Origin of the sequence: Spirosoma sp. KCTC 42546, assembly GCF_006965485.1 — a bacterium.
In the GTDB taxonomy this organism is placed as follows: Bacteria; Bacteroidota; Bacteroidia; order Cytophagales; family Spirosomataceae; genus Spirosoma.
Genome location: NZ_CP041360.1, coordinates 723,724 through 736,698, shown reverse-complemented (window position 1 = coordinate 736,698; position 12,975 = coordinate 723,724). Strand labels below are relative to the sequence as shown.

Sequence of the window (12,975 nt, the reverse complement as noted above, 5' to 3'; positions counted from 1 at the left end):
AAAATACCTATCGTTTAATTAGCTTAGTTTTGAGAGTTTCCTGCCGTCCATCATCCCAGGTAATTTGAAGGGTAGCCGTATAAATACCCGATGGCTGACTACTGAGATTATCCCAATAAAACGTATTTTCGCCTATAGTAGGTATAAGGTTATACATATCGACTGGCACACCTATACCATTTAAAATCTGCAACTTAGCTTCCTTTGGCGGCACCTTACCAACCACCAAAAAGTTAAATTGCACGACTTCATTACCTGGATTGGGATATACCTTCCATTGGGTGGGAGCCGATGCATCTGCTACCCGGAACGTGATACGATAAGCGTTACCGGATGCATTTCCGACAGCATCACGGCCGGTTGCCAGAAGCTCATACCTACCAGCCGGAAGTTGCGTCAATTGATACGTGGCTATAAGCGATACAGGTGACGTTGCCGAGCCTGTTTTTGGTGTCAATGCGACAAATGGACAGGATTCACATTGTTTTATGGAAACCTGAATAGTAGCCAGGTTATCAATAGGCAATATATTCTCATCCATCAAATTGATTTGAATAGTAGGATCAGCCGAAACATAGTCGCCATTTTTAAGAACCCGATTATCAATCAATACCGACAGTACTGGGTTTGATTGATCAGGTAAGGCATTAATTGGGTAAACGCTGTTTCTCTGAATTTCCTGCCAATCGGCCAACTCGATTTGGACGACATTATTACCTTCACTAAGCTCGTCAATAACAGCATCACTATCAATCGTGAGTTCTAGTTGCGTTATCGAAAGCTCTTTTTTGATGGGGAATACCAATGTATCCCGACCCGACTTGATTTGAACGGTAACCCACTGAACACTTGTTTCATTAGTTGTATAGGTCTTTTTCAGTTGTACTGAAACCGTTTGCCCGGCAATATACCTTCCAACATTAGCCAGAATCAGATTAACGGTAAGTGAATCATTAGTGGCGATACTAGTTCCGGTTTTTCGTGCCTGGAGAAAAAGGCTTCGGGCTACGTAATCTGGTTTCGATAACGGAAATAGGTGCAGTGCAGGATCGCCTTGAAGAATAATTTGCTGCATATCGCTCCTCAATGTCAGATCGTTACTTTGCGATGACAGGTGTTGATTAACGCGTTGCTGCATTTCCCCTATTGTCTGGGTAAGGGTTGTGCTATCAGCAAATAGCTTCTGATACAGACTATAAATATACTGCTGGGTGCTATTGGGGTAACTCCAGAATGAGCCTGCCAGAACGGCAATCGCACCTTTGTCGGGCGTAATTAGCCAATCGGTACTGAGCGGGTCATATTTATAGAAAATATTATTGATGCTACAGCCATTAAAAAACAGGATAGGATACTTCCCTTTATTGTGGAAATTACTAGTTGGCGATGAGCAATAGCCAAAATTAAAGTCGAGGGTGTTTGAGGAGCCGTGACCCGTGTAGCTTATCATCGAAACTCCTTCGTTCACTTCAGCAGAAATATCAATAGCTTCGACTTCCTCGAAGGTTTTTTTGGAAATTGTTTTGACCTGCGCGCCCATATATGGGCCTTCTGCAATGGGACGAAGTTGCTCCATCAGGCTCTTCAAATAGGTAATCTCAGCTTTGTCATGGCCTCCGTTCAGATGCAACATTCGTTTTTGCCATTCATCTGGTACACTCTGTTCAAACTCCTTTACTTTGGCCAAATAGTTCAACGCCTGTTGATTAGTCGTTACATTGATACGACCGGTTGGCAGTGCCTGTACAAATTCGGGCAAACCAGTCAGGCCCATCGTTAGTAAAGCATCGGAACCAGGATACCCAAACGTGGGTACCAGATCCTCTGCTTCCGACGTTTTCAACACATCGGGAAAACTAATACCCCGGCCCAGCAGAAATAGATATTTACCACTCCCACCCGATAGCATATAATCAGCAAAGCGACGGATAGCAATGGGGCTTCGTTCCCCAAAATTAAATTGCTCGTAAATGGCCTTCGTTTCGATGACCAACGGCTTATAGCTGCCGCCAGCTACCGACGCCCGATAAGCTGCATACTGATTGGCCGATTCAAGCAACGAATTGTGTGTAACAATCAGATAGGTATACTCCTTGGGATTCAATATCGGGAATGTAACAACCGAAATGCCAGTTACTTTTTTGATTTCATTACTAACAAATAGCTGTTGCCCGGTTGCGGTATTGGGAACCACCAACTGATTTGTTTGACTGGTTATTTTGGCAATATTGTAGCGATCAGTTATGATATAGGTAATGTAATCCGGTCCCAAATCGCTAATCTGCACGACAGACTGGTTCATGGAGTTTGGTCGTAACGTAAAATATTTACTTCGCTGCCCATTCAGTGGAAAACTCTGTGGATAAACGACTTTAAAATACGTCATTGAGTACCAATCGTAATTGCCGGCTTTCAATGTCTGCGTTTTGAGTAAAACCGATTCGTTTTTTATTGTACTTTCGGGTAGAGCCAACTCTATTTTCTGAGGACTAAATGAGCCAAACGTAACTGTATCGAGTGGGCTGCCTTCATTTAGCGCGTACCAGAGCTGGTGGTTATTGAGCGATCGACCATTTAGCTGGAACTCAAGTGTGGGGTATACCTCATCGGTTTTGACCCGGTTTTTAAATGTCAGCCTGAATCTAGCTGCTGTGTCCGGAACAATATAGTGCCCGGTCCAGCCTTCGCCTTCCTCAAAATAGCTCTGCTGAACGGATGGGATTAAGCCAATCGAATTATTGAATGAATATTGCTCTGAATACGAAACAACCTGTTCCTCAAGGTGGTATTTCTCGGGATTCTGGTTTGTTGGATTAGCAGCGTAGGTTACGATACGTTTTCCGGCATGTTGCCCAACCGTGAGAAAATAGAACGTCTCGTCAGAAAATAAACTATGATAGGGATTAGCTCGCGTGGTGTGGTAGTAAACTAAACTGTCTTGCTCGCCTTTATTTTTTTCGGCATAAAACTCAATAAAATCTGTGGCGTCAAACCGATTGTCCAACTCACCGACTACCTCGATTGCCAGTTCGCGACCATGATGAAATAGCTGTAGATTTCTGGGATTTATCGCATCCAGGTTAAAACCGGCACTGACTAATTCAGCATAACTGATACGGTAAATGCCGGTTTCAGTGATGCTGATTTTCGCATAGGGTTGCAACGGAACAATCCATTCGTTACCATAACGCATTTGCGCCTGGCCAACGCAAGGAAATAGAAACAGAGTAAGTACAAGTAGAATCCCTCTCAAGCGCAGCAAGTATCTTATTTTACTGCGAAAGGTACATCGAAAAGATAATTAAGCCAATAGTGGCTTCACAACCTTTCCATGAACATCGGTCAGGCGATAACGTCGGCCCTGGCTTTTGAAGGTGAGCTTTTCATGGTCTACACCTAATAAATGCAGGATGGTAGCCTGAAAATCATGCACATGAACCGGCTCCTTAATGACGTTGTAGCCAAAATCGTCGGTTTCGCCGTAAACCATCCCTTTTTTAACACCAGCTCCCGCCATCCAGACCGAGAATGCTCGTGGGTGGTGGTCACGCCCATAATTATCACGGGTGAGCTTCCCCTGTGAGTAAGCACCCCGCCCGAACTCACCACCCCAAATCACAAGTGTATCATCAAGCAACCCACGCTGTTTGAGATCCATGATAAGAGCTGCCGATGGCTGGTCAACGCTTTTCGCCTGGGTTTTGATGTCGTTTGGTAAGTTGCCATGCTGATCCCAGCCCTGATGGTATAATTGGACAAACTTTACATCCTTTTCTACAAGCTTTCTGGCTAGCAGACAGTTGGCAGCAAACGTTCCCGGCTTGCGGCTATCGGGACCGTACATGTCGAAAATATAATTGGGTTCTTTCGAGATGTCGAGCGTTTCGGGGACGGACGTTTGCATTCGATAAGCCATTTCGTACTGCGCCATCCGACTGTTGATTTCGGGATCCAACACATGTTTGAACTGCTCCTGGTGCAATTTACCCAGATAGTCAAGCATTCTCCGACGGCTCGATTTGTCGATACCCGGCGGGTTGTTGAGGTAATAAACCGGATCTGGCCCCGACCGAAATACGACGCCCTGATGCACCGATGGCAGAAACCCATTACTCCAAAGTTTGGCATATAGGGGCTGATCGCCATCCCGTCCTTTGGACAGAAGCACCACAAAAGAAGGCAGATTCTGGTTATCTGATCCCAGGCCATAACTAACCCAGGAACCCATTGAAGGTCGGCCCGCTTGTTGACTTCCAGTCTGAAAGAACGTTACGGCCGGGTCGTGATTAATGGCTTCGGTATGTAGGGATCGAATAAACGTCAGGTCGCTGGCAATACCAGCTGTGTGAGGTAGCAGTTCGCTGATCCACATCTGGCTTGGTCCATACTGAGCAAATTTATACTTCGAGGCTGCCAGCGGGAAACGACTCTGCCCCGCACTCATGCCCGTCAGTCGCTGCCCATTACGTACCGATGCAGGTAAATCCTGTCCCCACATGGTTTCGAGCTTCGGCTTGTAGTCGAATAACTCCAACTGAGAAGGGGCACCGCTCTGAAACAAATAAATAACCCGCTTTACTTTCGGTGGAAAGTGTGGTTTCCCGACTGCCGGATTCTCTCCGGGCGTAGCGCCACCAAACAGATTAGTTGGATTCAGCAATGAGGCCAGGGCAATGGTGCCTAAGCCCGCGCTGGCCTGGCCCAGAAAATTCCGGCGGCTTAGCTGATCGTGAAGTTCATCCTGAATGTCCATTGTACTTGTATATGGTCATTAATGGCCATTGATCGTCATAAAATTGTCATTGGTTGGTCTACTACGCATGACGATCAATAACCATTAATGGCTATCTTTTTATTATCGCTTCGTCGAAATTCATTATGGTACTGGTCACTACAGTCCAGGCAGCTAATTCCACCGGATTAAGTTTAGTATCAACCGGATATTCTCCTACGGATAATAACTCTGCTGCCCGCTTCGGGTTTTGTTTAAAATCAGCCAGTTCTTCGGCGTACAGTTGCTGCATCAACGCCATTTCTTCTGAGCGAGCGGGGCGGCTAATGACAGCTTTAAAAAGCTCATTTATTACTGTTGCTCCTTTACTCCCTTCTTTCCTTCCTCCTTCTCTCTGCGCCAATACGCGGGCAGCCTCCACAAATTGCGGGTCATTTAGCGTAACCAGTGCCTGCAAAGGCGTACTCGTTTTCTGGCGTTTTACAATACACGTATGCCGCTCGGCCGCATCGAAATCAAGCATCATCGGTGCTGGAGACGAGCGTTTCCAGATCGTGTACATCGACCGACGGTATAAGCTATCGCCATGATCCTGTTCGTATTTTACTGCATTCCGGGTAGCCAGGGCTTCCCAGATACCCGATGGCTGGTAAGGCAGAACACTGGGGCCGCCGATGCGCTGCGTTAACAAACCACTTGCCGCCAATGCATTGTCACGCACCTGTTCCGCTGACATCCGGTAGCTCGGCCCTCGCGTTAAAAATAGATTTTCAGAATCGGCTTCCCGCGCGTTTTCAGGTACCGCCGATGCCTGCCGGTAGGTAGCCGACATAACAATCAGTTTATGCATGGCTTTCGCATTCCAGGCGTCAGCTGACCCTTTTTCACCTCGGAATTTAACGGCCAGATAGTCCAGCAGTTCGGGATGACTGGGCAACGCGCCCTGGTTACCAAAATCATCACTGTTTTTGGCTAATCCCTGGCCAAAATATTGCTGCCACATCCGGTTCACCATAACCCGGCTGAACAATGGATTTTCTGGGGCCAGAAGCCATTTCGCCAGACCAAGCCGGTTCTTCGGCGTATCCTCATCCATTGGATTCAGGCTATGCAAAACGGCGGGTGTTACCACTTCGGCAGGCGCATCGTAGGCGCCCCGTTTCAGCAGATGGGTTTCGCGCGGTACCGAGCGCTCTTCCATAATCATGAGCTGATCGGAGTTGGTGTAGAGCATAAGTTGGTCACCCCGCAATTTCATCGCTTTGGCATAATCGGCCCGATAAACCGGGTCCTGATTGGTCACGTAATAGGTATATAAGCCTGTCCGTTGGGCCGATGTACGATTGGCGACCGGAGTTTTAAGCGCAATAGCGAGCGCGTCTGGCTGACCAGCCAAAGCAGGCATTTCGAGCGGAGTCAGGCAGCGCTTGTAAATGCGCAGTTCATCTACGGCAAAATCTTTATAGAAATTGTCGTGCATTCGACCCACATAGAAATTGTGTTGTGCCCAGTGGGTTTTGTCTTTGCCGTATACCATACTGTGAATAAGGTGATCGGCAATCACTTTAGTACGGATAGGGTGTCCATTCAAGTACAGCGTAATCCCTTTCGCCTGACCAGTTCCATCGTAGGCAAACGCAACCTGAAACCACTGATGCACAGGGACTTTGTCAATCGTTTCGATATCTATAGCGTTGGCAGGCCAAACGTGGCTAAAGGCCAGTTTTAGTCGCCCATCCGCCAGTAAATCAAGTTGGTACCCACGCTGACCATCCATAGGGCCAGTTGTACGGCCCAGCAGCGTGAGTGCCATACCCGGCTTCGCCAGATTAAACCAGCTGCTAATGGTAAATGGCTCATTTTGCTCAAAAGCACCGAACTTGCTGGGCAATTCAATATAGCTATCGCCCGGTAAATAGCGCGCTTTCCCAAATCGGCCGGGCACCGAGTAAGGCACCTTATCAGGATCGCCACCTAAGCGAGCGGGCAAGGTATCATTCACCAAATTGGCGAAAGCGTTACGCGGGTCTTTCCAGAGCTCTTCTTTGGTTTTTGGTTTTGGCGCTTCTTTCTTTTCAGCTATCTTGACGTCAGGCTTTTTCAGCCTGGCTTTGGCTTCTTCCTCTTTCTTTTTTCGGGCGTCCTCCAGTTTCCGTTTCTCGTTCTGCTCTTTCACATACGCACCGACATCGGCCCGATCCGCTTCATCGAACGTGTAATGCGCCAACAACCCAGAATCTGACGAGGCTATTGAGTGAGTTGTTGCCAGCCACTGTCCGAAACGTTGTTGATAATCGGGGCGGTTCGGATTGAGTTTTTGTTCAAGCGGAGTAAGCTGTTCGCGGATAAACTTCAACTTGGCCTCTGTTTCCGGCTTAGTGAGCGTGATTGTTGGAGCCGCTTCACCATTGTAGGGAATTTGCCCGCGCTCATTGTTGCTATTGAAAAAGGCAAACAACGAATAGTAGTCTTTCTGGCTGATGGGGTCGTATTTATGGTCATGACAACGGGCACATTCTACCGTTAGCCCCAGCATAGCCTTGCCGAACGTGTTGGTTCGATCAGCCACATATTCTACCCGATATTCTTCGTCAACAATGCCACCCTCCTGGCTCTGCTGGTGATTCCGGTTGAAGGCCGTGGCAATGAGTTTCTCTTTCCAGTCGGCGGAAGCTTTCAGATTAGGCAGTAAGTCACCGGCCAATTGCCAGGTAATGAACCGATCAAACGACAGGTTGCAATTGTAGGCCCGAATCACCCAATCGCGGTAGGGCCAGATGGTACGTAAGCCATCATCCTGATACCCATGCGTATCGGCATAACGGGCCACATCGAGCCATTCAACCGCCTGACGTTCACCGTAATGAGGGCTCTTCAGCAATCGATTGACTACTTTTTCGTAGGCATTCGGGGATTTATCGGCCAGAAACGCATCGACTTCGGCGGGTGTTGGCGGCAAACCTGTTAAGTCCAGACTAACCCGACGAAGTAAGGTCGTTTTATCGGCTTCGGGGGCGTGGGATAAGCCTTTGGCTTCCTGCTTGGCCAGAACAAATCGGTCGATGTCATTCTTTACCCACTGCTCGTCTTTCACCTTCGGAATCTCCGGCAGGACTGGGGCAATAAGCGACCAATGTTCTTTATATTCTGCCCCCTGCTCAACCCAGCGAATGAGCATCGCTTTTTCTTCTGTCGTTAAGCTCAGATTAGATTTCGGCGTTGGCATCATCACATCGGGGTCGGTGCTGATGATTCGGTTAACCAGTTCACTCTTGGCTAAATTACCCGGTACTATGGCCGTATGACCACTTTTAGCCAACGCTTCATAAGCCCCCTCGGGCGTATCTAAACGTAAACCTGCCTGTTGTTTAGCTTTATCAGGACCATGACAGGCAAAACAACGATCCGACAGAATCGGCTTGACGTGCAGGTTGTAATCAACTTTTTCGGGCAGGGTTGCCTCAATAGCGACAATTTCCGCCGGTTTTTCGACAGAACTCTGACAGGCCGTTAACCAAACAGACGCGCCAAACAGACCCGCTGTTGTACTAAGCAGAACGTATCGAAACCGTATGTCAGACCAGATGTGCATATATAAGCCTCCGACGGAGGAACTGATTGACAATAAAATGACTCTACAAAAATAACGCGCAAATGCCCATAAAAATCATACTATATTTTCGCGTTGTCAGCCTATTTTACCAGTTAATCAATATTATGTCGGGTTTGAGAACTCGACATCATTTATAACCTACTTTCAATGAAAGTATCACTTCTTGGCCTCCCCAAGCTTTGCTTCGGGCGAGGCTGCTTTGGCAAATTCGGCAGCGGCTTTCTCCGTGATACCGCCAATAACCTCAAGTTTGGGAATGGCTTTTTTCAGGTTTACAATGCCCTGTTCCGTGACTTTGGTTTGCCAGAGATAAATAGCCTTAAGATTTTTCAGCGTTGCCAGATCAACCAGACCGGCATCCGTTATGCTAGTACCATAGAGGTTCAAATATTCCAGATTATCCAGCCCTTTGAGTTGTTTTAAGCCCGCATCGGTCACGTTCGTTTGTTCCAGATGCAGTTTTTGAAGGTTTTTAAGTTTGGCTACCTGGGTCAACGTTGCATCTGAGACTTCCGTATCTCCTAATTTTAACCAGACAATCTGAGTACTCAGTTTAGGCAGCAATTGGGCCTGTGTATCATTGAAGGTACGGGCATTCACTGCGCTCACTTCCAGTTGGTTCTGCTCTTTTGAGAGCGGCAATACGAGTAAGCCCGCTTTCTTCAATTCGTCAATTACTTTCGGGTCGGCGGCTGCTACTTTCATGGTCAACACCGGTGATTCGGGCGAAGGGCCGGTTGTGGCAACATTGGCACCTGTATTAACTGGCCCACCACCGGTTAGGGAGGCCAATACGGGTCGAATTGCATCATTGACTTGTACGTCTGAGACTTTTTTATCGAAAGGAGCGCCCTGATCAATCCACCAGGTCAGTAACGCAATCTGGCCTTCCTGTAATTGGGTTTTACCTTTAGGCGGCATATGATGGTCATCGTCTTCGGGCAACAGACAGACTTTTATCAGGTCGCTGGCTGTGCCTTTTCCTGCCACGAATACCGGACCATCTTCCGAGCCTTTCTTAATCATTCCAGGTGTATCTAACCGTAACCCCGCTTTCGATTTATTGGCGTTATGGCACTGTACGCAGCGGCTATGCAGAATTGGGTTGATTATCTGCTGATACACCATTGCCTGATTTACGTCGGTAATCGGTTCAACTTTTAATTCTGGCAATTTAGGTGGTACACCCGCTAGCGTTCGGATTGGCCCCGGCATGTATTGGGTCAGGTAATCCGCCCCGTGTGTCAGGTTGCCTCCAAGATGGCCAGTCGACAGTAATAGGAGCAGGGAGATGCCCAGCGCAGGCAAATAAAGAAGCTGTGAAAAAGGAAAAATCCGACCCAGATTCTCTGATTTAACCGCCCACGCCAGCCAGGCAAAAACAGCCACGCCAATACCCTGCCACTGGTGTGAACTGAGCGTATCTTCCTCATAGCCGCCCCCCTGCGATAACATAAAGCCAAACACGCAAGCAAGTGTAGCACTCACCGCCGACCAGAATAAAATCAGGGTAATTGTATGCGGACTAACCGAGTTGCGCCGGGTCAGTCGATCCAGTTCGAGCAGACCGGCAATTAGCAGAAAGCCAATCGGTAAGTGAACAATGAGCGGATGAAAGTGCCCAAAAAACAAAACCCAATCAGATGGTTGCGCAGCGGCCTGTACTAAAATAAACTTATTCATAATCAGGGTATACTCTTAGGCAACGCGCTCTAATTTAATAGGATATGTTTTTTTAGAAGCCCATTGCGCCACGTAAATGCTATCGTCCTGGTCAATCAGCACGTCGTGCGGATGCAGAAACGTGCTTAGGCTTCGATCTTTGCGCTGCTCGCCCAGTTTATCGTCCTGATAAACGGGAGCCGTACCACCCGGTGTTGAAACGACTCTGTCATTTTTATCCAGAATGGTGATATAGCCCGAATCAGGATACGAATCGGAAGTGCTGCGAAACACAGCTCCGTAAATGTTATCCCCATGAATAACCGGACGGCAGATGTAGGAACCTGGCAACGCAATGGTCGATACATATTTGCCATCTAACGTAAAGCGTTTCAGGGCATTATGTCGCCGATCCGTAATTAGCAGGGTAGGGTTAGCCGCCACGCGACGGTCAACGGTAATGCCATGACAGCAATCGAAGGTTTCGTTCGTCTCCCCTTTTCCACCCCAATAGCGAATGAGCTTACCGGATTTATCAAACTGTGTCACATAATTCAGTCCATATCCATCCACCACATAAATATCGCCGTTGGTCGGATTGATTGCCGTTTCGGTTGGTTTGAACTGGGTTGGGTAATCATATTTACCCGTTTCCCTGGGGTACTCGATTTTCATCAGTTCACGACCTTTCAAATCGGTTTTTATGACCTGATGACGATCCGTGTCGCAGATAAGCAGGTATTGGTCATTACCTTCTCCACCGAGCGTCAGGCCATGACCTCCGGGATAATCGTGCCCCCATGTTTCGAGCAATTTGCCCGATTTATCGTATACGAGAATATTGTTTTTTGTCTCGTTTGTCAGCAGAATAATTCGTCCTTTGGCATCCTGCACCATCTCATGGCAATCATTGACTGGATTTTTACCAGCATCCAACACCCCCCATCCCGGTACAACGCGGTACTTGAATCCATTGTGACCAAGAATGTCTGGTTCCAGGCCTGCTTTGTATGATTTCGCGGATAAACTGGCAGGAACCGCAATTCCAGCCACTGTAATCAATGAGGTTTGCCGCACGAACGACCGGCGCGATAAGAAAGAAGCCATATTCTATTGTAGCGTTTACTAAAAAAGAGAAGAATGAGTAAACTTTACTGCAACTGACTATACGTAACATAAGAGAAAAGATACTATCCAGACCTAATTTTATGTTCACAAAAAAGCGAAGTCCTGACAGCCGACTACAAAATCGACGATCAGGACTTCGCCTTCTCAACTTATTACTTAAGCTTATTCCTGGCCTGGATCGCTCTTTTCGCCAGCAGGGCCACCGTTACCGCGCCCCCTTCCCATACGGCCACGCATAGCCTCGAACTTGGTGAACTGATCGGGGGTCAGAATGCCTTTCAGCTTCGTTTTAAAGTCGTCCGCATTTGCTTTCAGTGCCTGACTCTTTGTCTTATTATCGTCAGTACCTTTCTGAATGGCATCTACTTTCTGCGCCCGCGCTAAGGTCAGATCATACACTTTTTTAGAGGTAGCTTCGTCCAGGCCCAGCTGTTTCGTCATCTGGTCGGTCATCCGTTGCGCCCGCGTAGTCGGGTCACCCGCCTGATATTGTTGCATACCCCGGCTCCTGCCCATACGCTGACCCGTTTGAGCCGGGTCATCGGGGGTTGCGGTTTGCTGCGCTAAAAGCGGGAATGAGAATAGAGTGAGCAGTAAGCCGCCCAACGCAATTAAGTTCTTAAACATGATCGTGCTAATTAAATACGATCATAAGACGGACAATAGCGCCAACGGTTTAATCGTCACCCTCTATTTAATAACATCTTAATTGCCAGAATGGGCATCAGAAATTGGTGATCAACCGTGCAATCTGCTCAAGTCCAACTACATCGATCTCACTAAAGTCGTTCAATTGATCACTGTCTACGTCCAGCACCATTGTAACATTCCCGGCCTGATCGAACACTGGAACAACAACCTCCGACTTTGAGGCCGAGCTACAGGCAATATGCCCCGGAAACTGCTCAACATCAGGCACGAGGATGGTCTCTTTTCGGGTGTAGGCAGTTCCACAAACGCCTTTCTCGAATGCAATACGTGTGCAGGCAATTGGACCCTGAAATGGCCCTAAAACCAATTGATCATCTTTTTTGAGATAGAAACCCACCCAGAAAAATCCAAAAGCTTCTTTCAATGCAGCAGCAATGTTGGCCAGATTGGCCACAAGGTCTGGCTCGCCCTCAACAAGAGCGGCTATCTGCGGAATCAGGCTATCATAAATAGCCTGACGGCTTTCTGTCTGGGGGATGATGAGTGTTTCAGCCATGTATGGAATTACGAGGTACGATTGATGCTTTAAAATATGTATTGATTTATAAATCGTAAACCATAATTCGTATATCGTAATTCCTTTAGTTCCGCGTAAAAAACTGAATTAGCACAATACTTACGGTCGTGAAAAGCGTACTGGCGGCTACCCGAATAAGGGTTGGAATAATAAGGGTAAGGCTACTGGCTTCAATGAAAAATAAAGCGGTATGATGAATAAAAGCCAGCACAAACACATACCGAAAAAATGCTCCTGTCCCCAGTTCTTTAAGTGAAAACTCAATTCTTGATTCAAGTCCCGGCACGTCGATCTGCGCCCGCACAATCAGGGGTCGACAGTACGCCATTAACACCGTTGCGGCTGCGTGCATGCCAAGCGTGTTGTAAAACGTATCGACGATTATGCCCGTAACAAACGCAATAAGTAACAACCAGGTCAGGCTGGTTTCGTTTGGTAGTAGCAGAATGCAGGCAATGTAGACGAAGCAGAACGCATAATCGAACAGCACCAGATTCCGAACCAGCAGAATTTGCAGGACCAGATACAGTAAAAAAAGCAGGGATGTTGATACGATTTCGCGAAAAGTCATTTTTAAGTGAGTCGGTAAATTGGCAAGTCAGTAAGTGGCTG

8 protein-coding genes are annotated in these 12,975 nt (G+C 47.5%); all 8 read right to left on the bottom strand.

The window, feature by feature from the left end; all coding sequences use genetic code 11:
* Window positions 1–7 precede the first annotated feature (7 nt).
* On the bottom strand, window positions 8–3,193 hold the full coding sequence (locus EXU85_RS03230) for a C25 family cysteine peptidase (RefSeq protein ID WP_142770689.1): 3,186 nt from the start codon (window positions 3,191–3,193) through the stop codon (window positions 8–10).
* 108 nt (window positions 3,194–3,301) lie between these two features.
* Window positions 3,302–4,753, bottom strand: coding sequence for a DUF1501 domain-containing protein (locus tag EXU85_RS03225; RefSeq protein ID WP_142770688.1), 1,452 nt, complete (start codon window positions 4,751–4,753; stop codon window positions 3,302–3,304).
* Between the two features lie 91 nt (window positions 4,754–4,844).
* Window positions 4,845–8,324, bottom strand: a complete 3,480-nt coding sequence (locus EXU85_RS03220; RefSeq protein WP_142770687.1) for a DUF1553 domain-containing protein — start codon at window positions 8,322–8,324, stop codon at window positions 4,845–4,847.
* 177 nt (window positions 8,325–8,501) lie between these two features.
* Entirely contained in the window at window positions 8,502–10,028 is a 1,527-nt protein-coding gene (locus tag EXU85_RS03215) for a c-type cytochrome domain-containing protein (RefSeq protein ID WP_142770686.1), read from the bottom strand.
* A gap of 15 nt (window positions 10,029–10,043) precedes the next feature.
* The gene (locus EXU85_RS03210) at window positions 10,044–11,114 is read right to left on the bottom strand and encodes a 6-bladed beta-propeller (RefSeq protein ID WP_142770685.1); all 1,071 of its coding nucleotides are present in this window, start codon (window positions 11,112–11,114) and stop codon (window positions 10,044–10,046) included.
* A gap of 183 nt (window positions 11,115–11,297) precedes the next feature.
* Entirely contained in the window at window positions 11,298–11,762 is a 465-nt protein-coding gene (locus tag EXU85_RS03205) for a DUF4890 domain-containing protein (RefSeq protein ID WP_168207728.1), read from the bottom strand.
* Window positions 11,763–11,859: 97 nt separating this feature from the next.
* Window positions 11,860–12,342, bottom strand: a complete 483-nt coding sequence (locus EXU85_RS03200; RefSeq protein ID WP_142770684.1) for a GAF domain-containing protein — start codon at window positions 12,340–12,342, stop codon at window positions 11,860–11,862.
* 85 nt (window positions 12,343–12,427) lie between these two features.
* Entirely contained in the window at window positions 12,428–12,934 is a 507-nt protein-coding gene (locus tag EXU85_RS03195) for a hypothetical protein (RefSeq protein WP_142770683.1), read from the bottom strand.
* Window positions 12,935–12,975 lie beyond the last annotated feature (41 nt).

Excerpts from the sequence above, each read along its gene's own strand:
- EXU85_RS03230 (WP_142770689.1), bottom strand. The coding sequence starts at position 3,193 with ATGCGTTATGGTAACGAATGGATTGTTCCGTTGCAACCCTATGCGAAA.
- EXU85_RS03225 (WP_142770688.1), bottom strand. The coding sequence starts at position 4,753 with ATGGACATTCAGGATGAACTTCACGATCAGCTAAGCCGCCGGAATTTT.
- EXU85_RS03220 (WP_142770687.1), bottom strand. The coding sequence starts at position 8,324 with ATGCACATCTGGTCTGACATACGGTTTCGATACGTTCTGCTTAGTACA.
- EXU85_RS03215 (WP_142770686.1), bottom strand. The coding sequence starts at position 10,028 with ATGAATAAGTTTATTTTAGTACAGGCCGCTGCGCAACCATCTGATTGG.
- EXU85_RS03210 (WP_142770685.1), bottom strand. The coding sequence starts at position 11,114 with ATGGCTTCTTTCTTATCGCGCCGGTCGTTCGTGCGGCAAACCTCATTG.
- EXU85_RS03205 (WP_168207728.1), bottom strand. The coding sequence starts at position 11,762 with ATGTTTAAGAACTTAATTGCGTTGGGCGGCTTACTGCTCACTCTATTC.
- EXU85_RS03200 (WP_142770684.1), bottom strand. The coding sequence starts at position 12,342 with ATGGCTGAAACACTCATCATCCCCCAGACAGAAAGCCGTCAGGCTATT.
- EXU85_RS03195 (WP_142770683.1), bottom strand. The coding sequence starts at position 12,934 with ATGACTTTTCGCGAAATCGTATCAACATCCCTGCTTTTTTTACTGTAT.